13 protein-coding genes and 1 riboswitch are annotated in these 16,978 nt (G+C 74.2%); of the genes, 9 read left to right on the forward strand and 4 right to left on the reverse strand.

Going from position 1 to position 16,978, the window contains the following annotated elements:
* Positions 1-43: 43 nt before the first annotated feature.
* Both M8316_RS07200 and pcrA read left to right on the forward strand, forming a co-directional pair.
* Positions 44-1,282: a sigma-54-dependent transcriptional regulator family protein gene (locus M8316_RS07200; RefSeq protein ID WP_250053269.1), complete on the forward strand. Its 1,239-nt coding sequence runs from the start codon at positions 44-46 to the stop codon at positions 1,280-1,282.
* 140 nt (positions 1,283-1,422) lie between these two features.
* Complete coding sequence (pcrA, locus tag M8316_RS07205) at positions 1,423-3,888, forward strand: DNA helicase PcrA (RefSeq protein WP_250053361.1); 2,466 nt, start codon at positions 1,423-1,425, stop codon at positions 3,886-3,888.
* Positions 3,889-4,039: 151 nt separating this feature from the next.
* Here pcrA and M8316_RS07210 read toward each other — a convergent pair whose 3' ends face one another.
* Positions 4,040-5,365, reverse strand: coding sequence for a M23 family metallopeptidase (locus M8316_RS07210; RefSeq protein ID WP_250053270.1), 1,326 nt, complete (start codon positions 5,363-5,365; stop codon positions 4,040-4,042).
* Between the two features lie 421 nt (positions 5,366-5,786).
* Here M8316_RS07210 and sucC point away from each other — a divergent pair, with 421 nt between their 5' ends.
* Positions 5,787-6,953, forward strand: a complete 1,167-nt coding sequence (sucC, locus tag M8316_RS07215) for an ADP-forming succinate--CoA ligase subunit beta (RefSeq protein WP_250053271.1) — start codon at positions 5,787-5,789, stop codon at positions 6,951-6,953.
* A 22-nt stretch (positions 6,954-6,975) separates the two neighbouring features.
* Positions 6,976-7,869 carry a succinate--CoA ligase subunit alpha gene (gene sucD / locus M8316_RS07220; protein ID WP_250053272.1) on the forward strand — a complete coding sequence of 298 codons (894 nt, stop codon included), beginning with the start codon at positions 6,976-6,978 and terminating at the stop codon, positions 7,867-7,869.
* A 125-nt stretch (positions 7,870-7,994) separates the two neighbouring features.
* On the opposite strand, the gene M8316_RS07225 is transcribed toward sucD, so the two are convergent.
* The 3 genes from M8316_RS07225 to M8316_RS07235 form a co-directional block, all read right to left on the reverse strand.
* Positions 7,995-9,359: a hypothetical protein gene (locus M8316_RS07225; protein ID WP_250053273.1), complete on the reverse strand. Its 1,365-nt coding sequence runs from the start codon at positions 9,357-9,359 to the stop codon at positions 7,995-7,997.
* Positions 9,352-9,861 carry an RNA polymerase sigma factor gene (locus M8316_RS07230; RefSeq protein ID WP_250053274.1) on the reverse strand — a complete coding sequence of 170 codons (510 nt, stop codon included), beginning with the start codon at positions 9,859-9,861 and terminating at the stop codon, positions 9,352-9,354. Before M8316_RS07230 ends, M8316_RS07225 begins: the two co-directional genes overlap by 8 nt.
* Before the next feature lie 128 nt (positions 9,862-9,989).
* Positions 9,990-11,909: a hypothetical protein gene (locus tag M8316_RS07235; RefSeq protein ID WP_250053275.1), complete on the reverse strand. Its 1,920-nt coding sequence runs from the start codon at positions 11,907-11,909 to the stop codon at positions 9,990-9,992.
* Positions 11,910-12,000: 91 nt separating this feature from the next.
* Here M8316_RS07235 and M8316_RS07240 point away from each other — a divergent pair, with 91 nt between their 5' ends.
* From M8316_RS07240 to M8316_RS21025, 5 genes are all read left to right on the forward strand, one after another.
* On the forward strand, positions 12,001-13,308 hold the full coding sequence (locus M8316_RS07240; protein WP_250053276.1) for a cell division protein PerM: 1,308 nt from the start codon (positions 12,001-12,003) through the stop codon (positions 13,306-13,308).
* A gap of 29 nt (positions 13,309-13,337) precedes the next feature.
* Entirely contained in the window at positions 13,338-13,961 is a 624-nt protein-coding gene (gene purN / locus M8316_RS07245) for a phosphoribosylglycinamide formyltransferase (protein ID WP_250053278.1), read from the forward strand.
* Between the two features lie 12 nt (positions 13,962-13,973).
* Positions 13,974-14,050, forward strand: a riboswitch (ZMP/ZTP riboswitch).
* 25 nt (positions 14,051-14,075) lie between these two features.
* Positions 14,076-15,698: a bifunctional phosphoribosylaminoimidazolecarboxamide formyltransferase/IMP cyclohydrolase gene (gene purH, locus M8316_RS07250; RefSeq protein WP_250053281.1), complete on the forward strand. Its 1,623-nt coding sequence runs from the start codon at positions 14,076-14,078 to the stop codon at positions 15,696-15,698.
* A 13-nt stretch (positions 15,699-15,711) separates the two neighbouring features.
* Positions 15,712-16,563 (forward strand): bifunctional methylenetetrahydrofolate dehydrogenase/methenyltetrahydrofolate cyclohydrolase, encoded by an 852-nt coding sequence (locus tag M8316_RS07255; RefSeq protein ID WP_250053283.1) that lies wholly within the window; start codon positions 15,712-15,714, stop codon positions 16,561-16,563.
* A 14-nt stretch (positions 16,564-16,577) separates the two neighbouring features.
* The gene (locus M8316_RS21025) at positions 16,578-16,934 is read left to right on the forward strand and encodes a DUF3017 domain-containing protein (protein ID WP_250053285.1); all 357 of its coding nucleotides are present in this window, start codon (positions 16,578-16,580) and stop codon (positions 16,932-16,934) included.
* Positions 16,935-16,978: the final 44 nt, after the last annotated feature.

Consider the following 16,978-nt stretch of genomic DNA (forward strand, 5'->3'; position numbering starts at 1 on the left):
TTCTCCTGTGGCGTGCGTCACGATGCCGCTCTACGCTCACCGCATGCCCACCCGGTCTCCCGCGTCCGACCCGCGGTTCGAGGCCGTCGCGCCCGGCACCGACCTCGGCGTGCGCGCCCGCGAGCTGCGCCGCATCCGCGACGCGGTGCTCGGTGGCGGACGCGCTCCGTCGCGGCCCCGGGCCCTGGTGGCCCGCTCCTGGCGGCGCGTCCTGGACGTGGGCCTGGACCCGGACGGCGACAACGCCCGCGACCCGCTCGGCCCGGCCGCGGTCGAGGAGGCCCGGCGCGCGAGCCGGCTCTCCCTCGTGGTCGACGAGCTGCGCCTCGTCCTGGGCAGCGTCGCGGACGCCTCGCACTTCCTCGTGGTGATCACCGACGCCGACGGCGTGGTGCTGTGGCGCGACGGCGCCGCCGGCGTCCGCCGCAAGGCCGACGACCTGGGTTTTGCCGAGGGGGCGACCTGGACGGAGCGGCAGGTCGGCACCAACGCGATCGGCACCGCCATCGCCGAGGCGGCGCCCGTGCAGCTGTTCTCGGCCGAGCACTTCGAGGCCCAGCAGCACCCCTGGTACTGCACGGCCGCCCCGGTCCACGACCCGCGCGACGGGTCGCTGCTGGGGGTCGTGGACGTCAGCGGCCCGGCCCTGACCCTGCACCCGGCGATCGGCGGGCTGGTGGCCTCGGCGGTGCGCCTGGGCGAGGCCGGGCTGTGGCGGCGCCACCACGAGGACCTCGAGCGGCTGCGGCGTCGCACCGAGCACGTCGTCGGCGGCAGCGGACCGTTGCTCGTGGTGGACGACGAGGGCTGGGTGGCGCACCGGGTCGGGGTCGCCGCCGGGCCGCGGCTGGAGGCACCCTCGGCGGGGCGGCCGCTGGCCGTGCCCGGCCTCGGGGTCTGCCTGGCCGAGCCGCTCGGCGACCGCCCCGGCGACGGGTGGCTGGTGCGCCCGGCGGCCACGGCGGCGTCCGCCCGACCGCTGCGCGCCCGGCTCCTGGCCGGCCCGCCCGCCGTCCTCGAGGTGGCGGACGGCGGGGGCGGGGCGCCCTGGCGGGTGCAGCTGACGCCGCGGCACGCCGAGATCGTGCGGGCGCTCGCCGCGGCCGGGTCCGCCGGCACCGACGCGGCCGGCCTGAGCCGCGCGCTGCACGGGGACGCCGAGCACCTGGTGACCGTGCGCGCCGAGGTCTCGCGGCTGCGCCGCGTCCTGGGTGCCCTCGTGCTCAGCGGGCCCTACCGGCTGGCGCCCGAGGTGGTGCTGGAGGTCGAGCCTCGCTCCTGAGGTGCTGCTGCCGGGGCCGGGGCCGGGGCCGGGGCCGGGGCTGTGGAGACGACTCGGCCGCGGCCGGCGGCGCGCCGTAGGCTGGAGGCAGCATGAGCGACACCGACTTCAGCCCCTCCGCCAGCGCCGACCTGGGTGGCATGCTGCCCGGGTTCGACCACCTGACCCCGGCCGCGCCGGCCCGCACCGAGCGCCGCGGGCCGACCCGCGAGCAGCTGCTCGAGGGCCTCAACGAGCCGCAGGCGGCAGCCGTCGTCCACGAGGGCGCGCCGCTGCTGGTGGTGGCGGGTGCCGGGTCGGGCAAGACCCGGGTGCTGACCCGGCGGATCGCCTGGCTGATCCAGGAGCGGCGTGCCCACCCCGGCTCGATCCTGGCCATCACCTTCACCAACAAGGCCGCGGCCGAGATGAAGGAGCGGGTGGAGGACCTCGTGGGCAAGCGCGCCCGCATCATGTGGGTCTCGACCTTCCACTCCGCGTGCGTGCGCATCCTGCGCAAGGAGGTCGAGCGCACCGGTCTGAAGTCGAACTTCTCCATCTACGACGCGCAGGACCAGAAGCGCCTCATGACGCTGGTCTGCAACGACCTGGACCTCGACCCCAAGCGCTACCAGCCCAACGCGCTGCTGAACTGGGTCAGCGACCACAAGAACGAGCTGAAGGACGCCGAGGCCGCGACGGCGGAGGCGTCCAACAAGCTCGAGGAGACCTATGCGGCCGCGTACACGCTGTACCAGCGGCGGTTGCGCGAGGCGAACGCGCTCGACTTCGACGACCTGATCATGACGACGGTGCACCTGCTCCAGTCGAACCCGGAGGTCCGCGAGACGTACCGCCGCCGGTTCCGGCACGTGCTGGTCGACGAGTACCAGGACACCAACCACGCGCAGTACGCGCTCGTGCACCAGCTGTGCGCGGACCCGTTCGACGCCGGCACCCTCGCGGGCGGGGACGCCGGGGCCGAGGCGTCCGCGGAGCGCGTGCCGCCCGCCGAGCTGATGGTCGTGGGTGACGCCGACCAGTCGATCTACGCCTTCCGCGGCGCCAACATCCGCAACATCCTCGACTTCGAGCAGGACTTCCCCGACGCGACGTCGATCCTGCTCGAGCAGAACTACCGCTCCACCCAGACGATCCTCACCGCGGCCAACGCGGTCATCGGCCACAACAAGGGCCGCAAGGAGAAGCGCCTGTGGTCGGACGCGGGCGCGGGGGAGAAGATCGTCGGCTACGTCGCCGACGACGAGCGGGACGAGGCACGCTTCGTCTCCTCCGAGATCGACGCGCTCACCGACGCCGGCGGCCGCCCGGGCGACGTCGCGGTGTTCTACCGCACCAACGCCCAGTCGCGGATCTTCGAGGAGACGTTCATCCGCACCGGCCAGCCCTACAAGGTCGTCGGCGGCGTGCGCTTCTACGAGCGGCGCGAGGTGCGCGACGCCCTGGCCTACCTGCGGGTCCTGGCCAACCCGGAGGACCAGGTCTCCCTGCGCCGCATCCTCAACACCCCCAAGCGCGGCATCGGTGACCGTGCCGTGGCCTGCGTCAACGCCTACGCCGAGCGGGAGTCGATCACCTTCTGGCAGGCGCTGCAGCGCGCCGAGGTGGCCCCGGGCCTGGCGACCCGCTCGCTGTCGTGCATCCGCACCTTCACCGACCTGCTGCTCGAGCTGGGGCAGATGGTCGCGGCCGGCGAGCGGGCCGACGTCATCCTCGAGACCACCCTGGACCGCTCCGGCTACCTGGTGGCGCTGGAGGAGTCCGAGGACCCGCAGGACGCCACCCGGCTGGAGAACCTGGCCGAGCTCGTGGCCGTGGCCCGGGAGTTCTCGGAGGACCCGCAGGCCGGCCCCTCGGCGGACCCCGCCGACGTCGACGCGGGCACCGTGGCACCCGGGCTCGGGGACTTCCTCGAGCGGGTGGCCCTGGTGGCGGACGCGGACCAGATCCCCGACGACGAGGAGAACGGGGACGGCGTCGTCACCCTGATGACGCTGCACACGGCCAAGGGGCTGGAGTTCCCCGTCGTGTTCCTCACCGGCATGGAGGACGGCGTCTTCCCGCACTCCCGGGCCCTGGGCGACCAGCCCGAGCTGGAGGAGGAGCGGCGGCTGGCCTACGTCGGGATCACCCGCGCCCGGCAGCGGCTGTTCCTCTCGCGGGCGATGGTCCGCTCCGCGTGGGGGGCCCCGGCGCACAACCCGGCGTCCCGCTTCCTCGACGAGCTGCCCGTCGATCTCGTCGACTGGCGCCGCACCGAGGCGGCCCAGGCCGCGTGGTCGCGGCCGGACCTGTCGAGCCAGTGGGGCAGCCAGGGGCGGACCTACGGCTCGGGGGAGTCCTCGGGCTCGTTCGGCTCCCCGACGGCGGCCGGCCGCCGCAACTTCTCCGCAGCCGCGGCCCGGGCGGACGCGGCAGGCAAGGCCAAGGCGGCCAAGGTCGTGCCGAACCTCGACCCGGGCGACCGGGTCACCCACGACTCCTTCGGCCTCGGCACGGTCGTCTCCGTCGAGGGTCAGGGCGACAAGTCCGTGGCGTCCATCGACTTCGGCTCCGCCGGCGTCAAGCGGCTCCTCCTGCGCTACGCCCCCGTCCAGAAGTTGTGAGGTCGTGGCCCCGAGGAACGAGGGGCCACGACACCGAACAAGGTCGAGGGAGCACCGCGACCGAGGGACGAGGTCGCGACGTGCGGCTCGAGACATCCCGCACGTGCGCAGGACGTGCGCCGACACCGAGGTGCCGGTGGGCGAGGAGACGTCAGGGCGTGATGCCGTGCTCGACGAGCGCGGCGTAGGGGTCCACCGGGTCGCCGCCACCGGGGCGGACCTCGAGGTGGAGATGGGGGCCGGTCACGTTGCCGGTGGACCCGATGGTGCCGATGGTGTCGCCGGCGGTGACGACCTGGCCGACGGTCACGTACTGCGTGGTCTGGTGGGCGTACCAGATCTCGGTGCCGTCCTCGAGCGTCACGACGGTCTTGTAGCCGTAGGCGCCGTCGTAGCCGGCGAAGGTGACGGTGCCGGAGGCGACCGCGTAGATCGGCGTGCCGGCGTCGGCGGCGAAGTCGAGGCCCGTGTGGTAGCTGGCCCAGAGGCCGTACTCGCCGAAGCGGGCGGTGAGCCGGTAGCCCGAGACGGGCAGTATCCACATGTTGGCCAGGTCCTCGGACCGCTCGCTGGCCTGGTCGTCGATCGACTGGAGGGCCTCGGCGCGCTCGGCGGCAGCCTCGGTCACGGCCTCGGAGTCCTCGTCCGTGGTGGCGTCCGCGTCGGCGTCGGTGAGGCCGACGGCCTCGCCGAGCGACGTGGCCGCCCGGTCGGTGCTGCGGGAGACGACGTCACGGTCGTTGCCCACGACGGTGCCGGTGTTGCCGACCAGCGCGGTGACGCTGTCGGGGGCGCTGGTGTCCGGGACGACGTCGGACTGGCCGGACCACACGACGCCGCCGACGGTGACCGCGAGCGTGGCCAGGCCGGCCACGAGCGGGACGCCGGGCAGGCGGGTGCGCGGCTTGCGGCCGCGGGCGGCTCGCCGGCGGCCGGGCTCGGCCGCGCGCAGCAGCGGGAGGATCTCGGTCTCCTCGGCGGCGAACGAGGTCGAGTGGTCGCGCGGCTCGAGGTCGGCCAGCACGGCGGCGATGACGCCGGTGTCCAGGGACGAGGTGCCCGTGCCAGTGCCGGTGTCGATGCTGGTGCCGACGGTGGTGGCCGGTGCGGGACCGTCCACGATCGCGGCGATCTCCTGCGTGGTGGGCGCGGTCGCGGGGACCGTCGCGGCGTCGACCTCGAGGAGGGCGACCTCGCTGCGCACGACCGGCAGGGCCGCGGGGCTCGTGGCGGGGGCGTCCTGCGCCAGTCGGCGACGACCGACGTAGGAGCGTGCGGCCTCCTGCGGGGCGGGTGCCGCCGGGGCTGCGGGCGCGGGTGCTGCCGCGCGCCGGCGCCCGACGTAGGGGGCTGCCGGGGCCGCGGGCTCCGCGGCAGGTGCGGCGGCACGCCGCCGTCCGACGTAGGGGGTCGAGGTCGCTGAGGTGGGCTCGACGGGGGTTCCGGCGGTGGAACCTTCCGGTCGGTGCTGGCCCATCTGCTGCGTGCTCCCCGGGGTGTCGGTTGGCTGGTGCGGTGCAAGGAGGGGGGTGGGTGTGCCCCTGTGTGCCGAGCACCCGAGTGGGTGACGGCCTCGCCGACCATAACGGATGGGCCCACACGTGCGGGAACTGTGGGGACCAGTCTTTACCCAGGCTTGTCGATGGCTGGGCGCACTCTCGTGCCGATTTTCACAAGCCCGTCACGCGGCTGGAACGACACGGTGACGTGGGTCACGTCACTCGGGGCGGTCTCGTGGCGTCGGACACCCCGGTCTATCGTCGCGGGCGAACGACATCGCCCGCCGCCTGGCGCGGGCCCGTCACCGGGTCCACCCCGTCAGGCGACGTCGCGGCGTCAACGATGACGACGAGGCGGCCGCTCCCAGAAGGCTGCCAAGACGAGAAGACGGTGGATCAGTGGATCTGATGGAGTACCAGGCGAAGGAGCTCTTCGCCAAGCACGGTGTCACCACGACGCTCGGCAAGGTCGTGGAGACCGCCGAGGCGGCCAAGGCCGCTGCCGAGGAGATCGGTGGTGTGACCGTCATCAAGGCCCAGGTCAAGGCCGGCGGCCGCGGCAAGGCGGGCGGCGTGAAGCTCGCCAAGACCGCGGACGAGGCGTTCGAGTACGCCTCCGACATCCTCGGCATGGAGATCAAGGGCCTCACGGTCAACCGCGTCCTCGTGACGCCGGCGACCCCGCCGGTGGAGGAGTACTACTTCTCCTTCCTGCTCGACCGCGCGAACCGCCAGTACCTGTGCATCGCCTCGGTCGAGGGCGGCGTGGAGATCGAGGAGGTCGCCAAGACCAACCCCGACGCCGTCAAGCAGATCCCGGTCGACCCGGGCACGGGCGTCGACGAGGCCAAGGCCCGCGAGATCGCGACCGAGGCCGCCTTCCCGGAGCCCGTCTTCGAGCAGGCCGTGACGATGATCCAGGCGCTCTACACGACCTTCGTCGAGGAGGACGCCACCCTCGTCGAGGTCAACCCGCTCGCCCGCCTCGCGGACGACAAGCTGGAGGCCCTCGACGGCAAGGTGTCGCTCGACGACAACGCCTCGGAGTTCCGCCACCCGCACCACGAGGAGTTCGTGATCCGGGAGGAGGCCGACCCGCTCGAGGCGAAGGCCAAGGACCTCGGCCTGAACTACGTCAAGCTCGACGGCCAGGTCGGCATCATCGGCAACGGCGCGGGTCTCGTCATGAGCACCCTCGACGTGGTCGCCTACGCCGGCGAGGCCCACGGCGGCGTCAAGCCCGCCAACTTCCTCGACATCGGTGGCGGCGCCAACGCCCAGGTGATGGCCAACGGCCTCGACGTCATCCTCAACGACCCGCAGGTCAAGAGCGTGTTCGTCAACGTCTTCGGCGGCATCACCGCCTGCGACGAGGTCGCCAACGGCATCAAGGGCGCGCTGGAGATCCTCGGCGACGCGGCCACCAAGCCGCTCGTGGTCCGCCTCGACGGCAACAACGTCGACAAGGGCCGCGCGATCCTCGACGAGCTGGCGCACCCGCTGGTCACCCTCGTCGGCACCATGGACGGTGCGGCCGACAAGGCCGCCGAGCTGGCGAACGCCTGAGAGAGATAGAGAGCAGAGAACAGTGAGCATCTACCTCAACGCCGACAGCAAGATCATCGTCCAGGGCATCACCGGTGGCATGGGCTCCAAGCACACCACCCTGATGCTGCAGGCCGGCTCGAACATCGTCGGTGGCGTCAACGCCCGCAAGGCCGGCACCACCGTCGAGCTCAACGGCACCACGCAGCCCGTGTTCGGCACGGTCGAGGAGGCCATGAAGGAGACCGGCGCCGACGTGTCGGTCGTCTTCGTGCCGCCGGCCTTCACCAAGGCCGCCTGCATCGAGGCCATCGACGCCGGCATCGGCCTGCTCGTGGTCATCACCGAGGGCGTCCCGGTGCAGGACACCGCCGAGGTCTGGAGCTACCTCCAGTCCGAGGCGAACCACGCCGGCACCCGGATGATCGGCCCGAACTGCCCCGGCATCATCACGCCGGAGGAGTCCCTGGCCGGCATCACGCCGCACACCATCGCGGGCAAGGGTCCGATCGGCCTCGTCTCGAAGTCGGGCACCCTGACCTACCAGATGATGTACGAGCTGAAGGACTTCGGCTTCTCCACCGCCATCGGCATCGGTGGTGACCCGATCATCGGCACCACCCACATCGACGCGCTCGCCGCGTTCGAGGCCGACCCGGAGACCAAGGCCATCGTCATGATCGGTGAGATCGGTGGTGACGCCGAGGAGCGTGCCGCCGCCTTCATCAAGGACAACGTCACCAAGCCGGTCGTCGGCTACGTCGCGGGCTTCACCGCCCCCGAGGGCAAGACGATGGGCCACGCCGGTGCGATCGTGTCCGGCTCCGCCGGCACCGCGCAGGCGAAGAAGGAGGCCCTCGAGGCCGTCGGCGTGAAGGTCGGCAAGACGCCGTCCGAGACCGCCGAGCTCATGCGGGAGATCATGAAGGCTCTCTGAGCCTGCTGGTCCCCAGCAGCACCGCACGGCCCCCGGAGCACCGCTCCGGGGGCCGTTCTGCGTCCTGCCCCTGAGAGACCCTGAAAGGTGCTGCCGACTCGGCGGGGGGGATGGGAGAGAGGGGGTCAGGACAGCTGGTCGAGGACGGGGCGGGCGGCTGCCTCGGCAGCGGCGAGCGTCTCGTCGGTCTTCGCCGCCGACGACTCCCCCCAGGTCTGCGCGAGCGTGACCAGCACCTGCTCGCCGACCTGGTCGACCCGCTGGACGACGAGGTAGGAGAAGTCGTCGGCGCCGTCGGCGGTCCGGGTGACGGTGGTCAGGTCACCGCCGGAGCCGACCACCTCGGTCCGCGCGTCGGCGGTCTCGCCGCCGCCCCCGGTGAAGCCCTCGGCGGCGCAGGCGTCGGCCAGGTCGGCAGCGGCCGCCACGGCCGCGGTCGCGGCGGCCTCGTCGGCGTAGGTCAGCAGCAGGCGCTGCGTCCCGTCGCCGGGGTCTCCGGTGCGGGCGTGCTCCGTCCGCGTGCCGTCGACCGGCACACCCTGGTCGCAGTAGTACCAGCCGATCCGCTGGCCGCGCGGGACGGATCGGTAGCCGCCGACGGTCAGGTCCACCTGGGGCCCCGCCGACGCCGACCTCGAGGGGGAGGAGGTGGAGTCGGTGTCGGCGTCCTCCCGGCCACCCCCGACCTCGAACAGCGGCTCGAGGGGCAGCTGAGCGAGCTGGATGGACGCCAGGCCCGCCGGGACGCCGGCGTTGCCGGTGCCCTGGGTGTACCGGGCGTCGAGCAGCAGGGCCCGCCCCGAGCGGACGAGCACGACGACGTAGCCCTCGCCGCCGTCCATCGGCTCGACCAGGGTCCAGACCTCGTCGACCCGGGAGTCGGCCAGGAACCGCTGCGTCAGCGTCGGGTCGTCGACGCGGGCGTCGTCGGCGTCACCGGTCAGCGACTCCACGCAGCCGTAGACCCGGTCGGTCTCGTTGTCCGCGGCACGTGCCGCGGCGTCCTCGTCGGCGTAGACGGCCAGGAGCCGCTGGACCCCGCCCTCGCTGGGGTCGGTGTAGGTGGCCAGGCGCGAGTCGGAGGCCCCGTCCAGGAGGCTGGAGGGTTCGCAGGCGTCGATCTCGTAGCCGAGCCGCTCGGCGGCCCCCACTGCCCCGACGGTCAGGGTGCCGCCGTCGGTCTCGTCGGGCATGCCCTCGGTGAGGGGGAAGCCGGGCGGGATGACGTCTGCCTGCTCGGACGTGCCCGAGGCGGCCGTGGGGGAGACCGCGATCGGGGTCTGTGCGGCACGCGGGGTGCCGCCGGCGAGCGCGAACGGCACGCCCACGGCGAGGACGACGGCCGCCACGGTGCCGCTCACGGCGACCGCGGTGCGGCGCCGGCGCAGCACGTCGCCGCGGCGGCGGACGTCGGCGGGGGCGGGGGTGCGGACGGTCGACGGGTCCTCGCGGAGCAGGTCGAACAGGTCGTCCGTGCAGTGGTCAGCCACGGTTCGCTCCTTCGTGCTGGGTGTCGGGCTCGTCGGCGAGCAGGGCCGCCAGGGCGGTGCGACCACGGCTGAGCCGGGCCTTGACGGTGCCCTCGGGGGCGCCGACCTCGCGGGCGACCTCGCGCACGGGCAGGTCGGCCAGGTGGTGCAGCACCAGGGCGCGGCGCTGGTCCTCGGGCAGCCGCGCCAGGGCCGCGAGCAGCGCCACGCGCCGCTCGTCGGGCGGGGGAGCGGTCACCGGGGTGGCGACGGCCCGGTCGGCGGGCCGGCGTCCGCGCACCACCCGTCGCCAGCGGCTCACGGCCAGGCGGTGGGCGGTGGTGCGCACCCACGCCTCGGGGTGCTCGGCGGCGCTGAGCCGCCGACGGTGCGCCCAGGCCCGGGCGAACGCCTCCTGCACGCACTCCTCGGCCTCGTCGCGGCTGCCGATCATGGCGTGCACCTGACCGACGACGCGGGCGTAGGAGGCGGCGTAGAAGTCGTCGAACTCGACCTCGTCCATCTCACGTCCTCTGCTGCGGGCCGCACTGACGGGGCGGCCCGGTGGTCCCGATAGCCCTCCGAGCGAGGGTCTCACCGAGTACTACGCCGCAGGGGCGTAGCCGGTTGCGTGGGCGAGGAGGAAATCCCTCAGCGGGCGCGGACGCCGGCGCGCAGCCGGGAGAGCGCCCGCTCGGCGAGCGCGAGGAACGAGCCCTGGGTGACGGTGCGCTCGCCCGCCGCGACGAAGCCGACCTGGGCCACCGCGCCGCCGTGCCGCACGACGGCCATGTCGTAGACGATGGTGCGGCGCGCGGTCACCTCCACCGAGACGCGCCACACGGAGACCTCCTCGCCGCGCCGACCCTGGCCGGTGACGCGCTCGCGCAGCAGCGTCACCTCGGTGCCGGGGTCCCGCTCCTCGCAGGAGGACATCTGCGAGCGGATGCGGTCCACCAGCGCCTCGGCGCGGCCCACGGGCAGCTCGCCGACGGTCTCGGTGAGCCCGAACTCGACGGGCAGGCGGGAGGCGTCGGGGATGAGGAAGGTGCGCGTGGCGTTGCGGGTGAACCGGGCACCGCGGAACCGGCCGGAGAAGGACGTGGCGTCGCAGCGCGTGGAGGCGTCGTTGACGCTCACCCGGCGGTCGGTGTCGGAGCCGACCCAGTCGAAGCGGACCTTGGCCACCGGCGGGAGGTCGGCGTCCACGATCATCGTGGGCACGTCGGCGACCGGCACCGGGTCGGCGGCCGCGGCCGAGACCTTCTCGCTGCACGCGCCACCGCCGTCGAGGTCGCAGACGTCGTCGACGGCCGAGGCGAGGACGCGGGCCCCTGCGGGGACGTCCTCCACCGTCTCGCCGTCGCGCTGGGTGGCCACCACGGTGAGGTAGCGGCCGGTGCGCGCGACGCCCAGCACCGTGGTGGAGACGCCGCCCCAGTCGCGCAGCACGACCTGGAGCGCCTCGTTGCCCACCCCGGAGACCTCCCGGACGGCCATCAGCTGGGTCCGGGCGTCGGTGCAGCCGGAGAGCCACTCCGACCAGGTCTCGAAGGAGTCGGCCGCCACGGCCGCGTCCGCGGACTGCTCCGTCATCTGCGTGGTGGTGCGCACGGTGCCCCGCGCCGGGGCGGAGCGGAAGGTGCGGACGAGGGCGTCCTCGACCTCGGTGTCGGCGTAGCGCACCTGCTGGCAGGAGAGGACGAGGCCGTCGCCGTCGACGTTGTGGTCGGTCTCCAGCACCTTCCAGCCGCGGCCGGTGAGGGTGCCCTGGAGCTGACCGGCGGTGAGCATCGCGTCCTCGGCGAGCTCGGCCGGCTCGGGGTCGGCCGACGCCGAGCCGGAGGCCGAGGCGTCGGCCGAACCCGCGGCGGCGGAGGCGTCCCCGGAGCGCGGGGCGGCGGTGCTGACGCCGGACAGGGAGCGGTCCAGCGACGGACGGGCGCCCTCGGGGTCGTGGACGACGAGGCCGGTGACCGCGACGGAGGCCACGACCAGTGCCACGCCCGCCACGAGGTGGCCACGGCGCCGGGTCGCGCCGCTGCGGCGCAGGCGGGCCGGGCGGATCCACCGGACGTCGTCGAGGCTGGCCACGAGGCCGCGCAGCATGACGGGCACCTGGGTGCTCGGCTGGTCGGCGGCCAGGGCGACGGCGGCGGTGCCGAGCTGGAGGTCGCGGGTGAACTGGTCGGTGGTGACGCCCACCTCGCGGGCCGCGTCGGTGATCGAGAGCCCGGCCAGGTGGCTCATCACCAGCACCCGGCGCTGGGTCCAGGAGAGGCCGGCGAGGGCCTCGAGGGTGGTGCGCACCCCCTCGTCCAGGGACTTCTCGCGGTGCCAGACGTGCGTGCGCTGCCGGCGGTGGGCCAGCGCCCACGCCCGCGGGCGCACCCAGGACTCCGGCGTCGCACCGTCGGCGGTGATCCTGCGCCAGTGGTGCCACGCCTGCACGGTCGTGTCGCGGACGGCGCTGCGGGAGGCCTTGAGGTCCCCCGTCAGGGCGTAGGCCTGGAGCAGGAGCCGCTCGCGGGCCTCGGCGTAGAAGTCGTCGAAGTCCTGCTGGTCGGTCATGGCCGGTCCAGACTACGGGCGGCCCCCAGAGACGCGGGAACCGGCGTGCCGTCGCCGTCCGGGCCCCCGGCCGAGGGAGCATGGGGGCGTCATGACGCCTCCCGAGACATCCACCCTGTCCTCCCGCACCCAGCGCCGCCCGTCCGGGGCCGCGGCACGGGGGCGCGGCGCGTCGAGCCGCCCGGGACGCCCAGGACGTGGCGGACGTGGCGGACGACCCGCGCGTCAGCGCCCGCTGCCGCTGGTCGCGGGCGTCGCCGGGGTGCGGGCCGCGGGGCTCTCGCTGGTCGTGTGCCTGGTGCTGGGCCTCCTCGGCTGGTTCCTGGCGGACGCCGGCCTGCACGGCGCCCCGCGCGACGCGCTGCGCGTGGGCGCGCTGGGCTGGCTGATGGGCCACGGATCGGGCGTCCAGGTCGAGAACACCCCCGTCACGCTCGTGCCGCTCGCGGTCACCCTGCTGGCCGCCTGGGCGACGTGGCGTCGCGCCGTGCGCGCCGGCGAGGCCCTGGCCGGCCACGGCCCGGACGCCGACCGCCTGGCCGACGGCGAGCGCGACTGGACCGTGGCCGTCGCCTCGGGCTGCTTCACGCTCGGCTACCTGCTCGTCGCGCTGGTCACCGACACCGTCGCGGCCACCGCCGACACCGACCCCGACACCGGCCGCGTCGTGCTGGTCTCGCTGGTGCTCAGCCTCGGCGTCGGGCTGCCGGGCCTGGCGGTGGGCTCCGGCCGCGCCGCCGTGCTGGCCGCCCGGCTGCCCGACTCCGTGCGCGGCCTGGTGGGCGTCACCCGTCGCGTGCTCGGCCTCTGGCTGGCGCTGTGCACCGCCGTCGTCCTGCTGGCCGTGGCGACCGACTTCTCCACCTTCGCCAACATCCTCTCCCAGCTGCACGTGGACGCCGGAGACGTCACCGCCTACCTGGTCGTGTGCCTCCTGCTGCTGCCGAACGCGGCGCTGTGGGCCAGCGCCTACCTGCTCGGCCCCGGCTTCGTGGTCGGCACCGGCACGGTGGTCAGCCCGGCCGCGGTCGTGCTCGGCGCGCTGCCGATGTTCCCCCTGCTCGCCGCCCTCCCGGACGCCGGCACCCCCGGCGCCTGGCAGGGCGGGCTGCTCGTGCTCGCGCCCCTCGTGGCGGGCGCGGGTGCCGCGCTGGCCCAGCGCCGCGACCCGGTGCCCGGCGTCGTGGACGCCACCCTGCGCGGCGCGCTGGGCTCGGTCCTCGCCGGGCTGCTGCTGGGCCTGGTCACCGCCCTCTCCGGTGGCGCCGCGGGCCCCGGCCGCATGGCCGAGGTCGGGCCGTCGGCCGTCGACGTCCTGGCGCACGCCGTGCCCGCCCTCGCGCTGGGCGGCGCGGTCGGGGCGCTGGTGACCCTGCTGCTCCAGCGCCGCCGCGGCTGACGCGGCGGGCTGGAACTACAGTCCTGCCCGTGAACGACGCCTCCGCACGCCCCCGTCTCGTCGTGCTGGTCTCCGGCTCGGGGACCAACCTCCAGGCACTGCTGGACGCGGCCGCCGACCCGGCCTACGGCGCCGACGTCGTGGCCGTGGGCGCCGACCGGACGGACATCGCCGGCCTCGAGCGCGCCGAGCGGGCCGGCGTCCCGACCTTCGTGGAGCGGGTCAAGGACCACCCCGACCGCGGGTCCTGGGACGAGGCGCTCACCGCCGCCGTCGCCGCGCACGAGCCGGACCTCGTCGTGCTGGCGGGCTTCATGAAGCTGGTCGGCCCCGCGTTCCTCGCGGCCTTCGGAGGTCGCACGCTCAACACCCACCCGGCGCTCTCGCCGTCCTTCCCCGGGATGCACGGCCCCGCGGACGCGCTGGAGTACGGCGTGAAGGTCACCGGCTGCACGCTGTTCGTGGTCGACGAGGGCGTGGACACCGGCGTGATCGTGGAGCAGACCGTGGTGCGGGTCGAGGTCGACGACACCGTGGAGAGCCTGCACGAGCGGATCAAGACCGCCGAGCGGGGCATGCTCGTGGAGCAGGTCGGCCGCCTGGCCCGCGAGGGCTTCCGCGTCGACGGACGCCGCGTCGTCGTCGGGGCCTGAGCACCGGTAGGCTGGCCGCACCACGACTGGCGCAGGTGGGCCACCACCAGGGAGTGACGTCGGGAGCATCGAACGCCTGGGTGCTCCTCCTCGCATCCGACGCAGGAGAGACGCATGTCTGACCCCGTCCTGACCATCGACCCCACCGCCGGCGACGGCCGCGTCCCGATCAAGCGGGCGCTGGTCTCGGTCTACGACAAGACCGGCCTGAAGGGCCTCGTCCGCGGGCTCGTGGACGCCGGCGTGGCGCTGGTCTCCACCGGCGGCTCCGCCCGCCTCATCGAGTCCCTCGGGCTGCCCGTCACCAAGGTGGAGGACCTGACCGGCTTCCCCGAGTGCCTCGACGGCCGCGTGAAGACGCTGCACCCGCGCGTGCACGCCGGCGTGCTGGCCGACCGGCGCCTCGACGCCCACGCCGCCCAGCTGGGCGAGCTGGGCGTGGAGCCCTTCGACCTGGTGGTCGTGAACCTCTACCCCTTCACCCAGACCGTCGCCAGTGGCGCCGGCCCGGACGAGTGCGTGGAGCAGATCGACATCGGCGGCCCGTCCATGGTCCGCGCCGCCGCGAAGAACCACCCCAGCGTGGGCATCGTGACCAGCCCCGAGGCCTACGACGACGCGCTCGCCGCCGTCGCGGCCGGCGGCTTCACCTACGCCCAGCGCAAGCAGCTGGCCGCCCAGGCGTTCGCGCACACCGCCGCCTACGACGTGGCCGTCGCCTCCTGGATGGGCAACGTGCTCACCGACACCTCCGAGGGCACCGGCTTCCCGGCGTTCGTCGGCGCGACCTGGGAGAAGTCCTCCACGCTGCGCTACGGCGAGAACCCGCACCAGGCGGCCGCGCTCTACACCTCGGCGTGGGGTGCCGGCCTGGCCCAGGCCGAGCAGCTGCACGGCAAGGAGATGTCCTACAACAACTACGTCGACGCCGACGCCGCCCGCCGTGCGGCCGGTGACTTCGACGAGCCGGCCGTGGCGATCATCAAGCACGCCAACCCGTGCGGCATCGCGGTGGGCAGCGACGTCGCGCAGGCCCACGCCCGCGCCCACGCCTGCGACTCGCTCTCGGCGTTCGGCGGCGTCATCGCCGCCAACCGCCCCGTCTCGGTCGCCATGGCCGAGCAGGTGGCCGAGGTCTTCACCGAGGTCATCGTGGCCCCCGGCTACGAGGACGGCGCCGTCGAGGTGCTGGCGCGCAAGAAGAACATCCGCATCCTCGTGTGCCCCCTGCCCGGCAAGGGCGAGGTCGAGATGCGGCCCGTGTCCGGCGGCCTGCTGATGCAGCAGCGCGACCACGTGGACGCCGTCGTCGACGGTGGCGGGGACGACCCGTCGGCCTGGACGCTGGCCGCCGGCGAGCCCGCCTCCGCCGAGGTGCTCGCCGACCTCGCGTTCGCCTGGAAGGCCTGCCGCGCCGCCAAGTCCAACGCGATCCTGCTCGCCAAGGACGGCGCCTCCGTCGGCGTCGGCATGGGCCAGGTCAACCGCGTGGACTCCTGCAAGCTGGCCGTGGAGCGCGCGAACACGCTGGCCGATGGCGAGGAGCGGGCCCGCGGCTCGGTCGCCGCCTCGGACGCGTTCTTCCCGTTCGAGGACGGCCCGCAGATCCTCATCGACGCCGGCGTCACCGCCATCGTGCAGCCCGGGGGCTCGGTGCGCGACGAGCTGACCGTCGAGGCCGCCAAGGCCGCGGGCGTGACCATGTACTTCACCGGCACGCGACACTTCTTCCACTGAGCGGGGGCCTGACATGACTGCACAGAAGCTGGACGGCTCGGGGACCCTCAAGGCCATCAAGGCCGAGCTGAAGGTCCGCGTCGAGAAGCTGAAGGACGCCGGCGTCACCCCGGGCCTGGGCACGATCCTGGTCGGCGACGACCCGGGCTCGCACTGGTACGTCGGTGCCAAGCACAAGGACTGCGCCGAGATCGGCATCGAGTCCATCCGCGTCGACCTGCCCGCCACGGCCACCCAGGCCGAGGTCGAGGCCGAGGTGGACCGGCTCAACGCCGACGACGCCTGCACGGGCTTCCTCATCCAGCAGCCCACCGGCCTGGACGAGTACGCGCTGCTCTCCCGCGTCGACCCCGACAAGGACGTCGACGGCCTGCACCCGGTCTCGCTCGGACGCCTCGCGCTCAACGTGCCCGGCTCCCTGCCCTGCACCCCGGTCGGCTGCCTGGAGCTGCTGCGCCGCCACGGCGTCGCGCTCGCCGGCGCCGAGGTGGTCGTGGTGGGCCGCGGCCTCACCGTCGGCCGACCGATGGGCCTGCTGCTCACCCGCCGCAGCGAGAACGCCACCGCCACGCTGTGCCACACCGGCACCCGGGACCTGGCCAAGCACGTGCGCGAGGCCGACGTCGTGATCGCCGCGGCCGGCGTGCCCGGCATCATCACCGGCGACATGGTCAAGCCCGGTGCCGCGGTGCTGGACGTCGGCGTCAGCCGCGTCGACGGCAAGATCGCCGGCGACGTGGCCGCCGACGTGTGGGACGTCGCCGGGTGGGTCTCGCCCAACCCGGGTGGAGTCGGCCCGATGACGCGCGCCATGCTGCTCTCCAACGTCGTGGAGATGGCCGAGCGCCAGGCCGGCCTGGCCTGAGAGGAGCACCAGCAGTGGACCAACCGGCCTCCGACGACCCCGCGGTGCCCAGCACCGAGGAGATCGCCGAGGAGATCGCGGCCGTCGAGCCGCGGCGCAAGCCCTCCACCATCGGTGGCGCGTTCTACATCCTCGTGCTGCTGGTGGCCGTGGGGTCGCTGGCCTGGGCCGCGCTGGGGGAGTGGCGCGCCGGCATCACTGTCTTCGCCGGCGCGCTGCTCGCGGCCGCGGCGCTCCGCCTCGTCCTGCGGGAGGTGGACGCGGGCATGCTCGCGGTCCGCTCCCGCTGGATCGACGTCACGCTGCTGAGCGCGACGGCGCTGGCGGTGCTGGCGCTCGTGCACTCGATCCCGGTGCCCATGGGGGGCTGAGACGCCCGCCTGCCCCGCACGCACGCCACGGGCCCCGCCCTCCG

The sequence above is a fragment of the Nocardioides bruguierae genome (assembly GCF_023554635.1).
Taxonomy (GTDB): Bacteria; Actinomycetota; Actinomycetes; order Propionibacteriales; family Nocardioidaceae; genus Nocardioides; species Nocardioides bruguierae.

Bases quoted from the DNA above. Each gene is read 5' to 3' on its own strand.
- purH (WP_250053281.1), top strand. From the start codon at position 14,076: ATGTCTGACCCCGTCCTGACCATCGACCCCACCGCCGGCGACGGCCGC.
- M8316_RS07200 (WP_250053269.1), top strand. From the start codon at position 44: ATGCCCACCCGGTCTCCCGCGTCCGACCCGCGGTTCGAGGCCGTCGCG.
- M8316_RS07255 (WP_250053283.1), top strand. From the start codon at position 15,712: ATGACTGCACAGAAGCTGGACGGCTCGGGGACCCTCAAGGCCATCAAG.
- pcrA (WP_250053361.1), top strand. From the start codon at position 1,423: ATGCTGCCCGGGTTCGACCACCTGACCCCGGCCGCGCCGGCCCGCACC.
- M8316_RS07230 (WP_250053274.1), bottom strand. From the start codon at position 9,861: ATGGACGAGGTCGAGTTCGACGACTTCTACGCCGCCTCCTACGCCCGC.
- M8316_RS07240 (WP_250053276.1), top strand. From the start codon at position 12,001: ATGACGCCTCCCGAGACATCCACCCTGTCCTCCCGCACCCAGCGCCGC.
- M8316_RS07235 (WP_250053275.1), bottom strand. From the start codon at position 11,909: ATGACCGACCAGCAGGACTTCGACGACTTCTACGCCGAGGCCCGCGAG.
- M8316_RS07210 (WP_250053270.1), bottom strand. From the start codon at position 5,365: ATGGGCCAGCACCGACCGGAAGGTTCCACCGCCGGAACCCCCGTCGAG.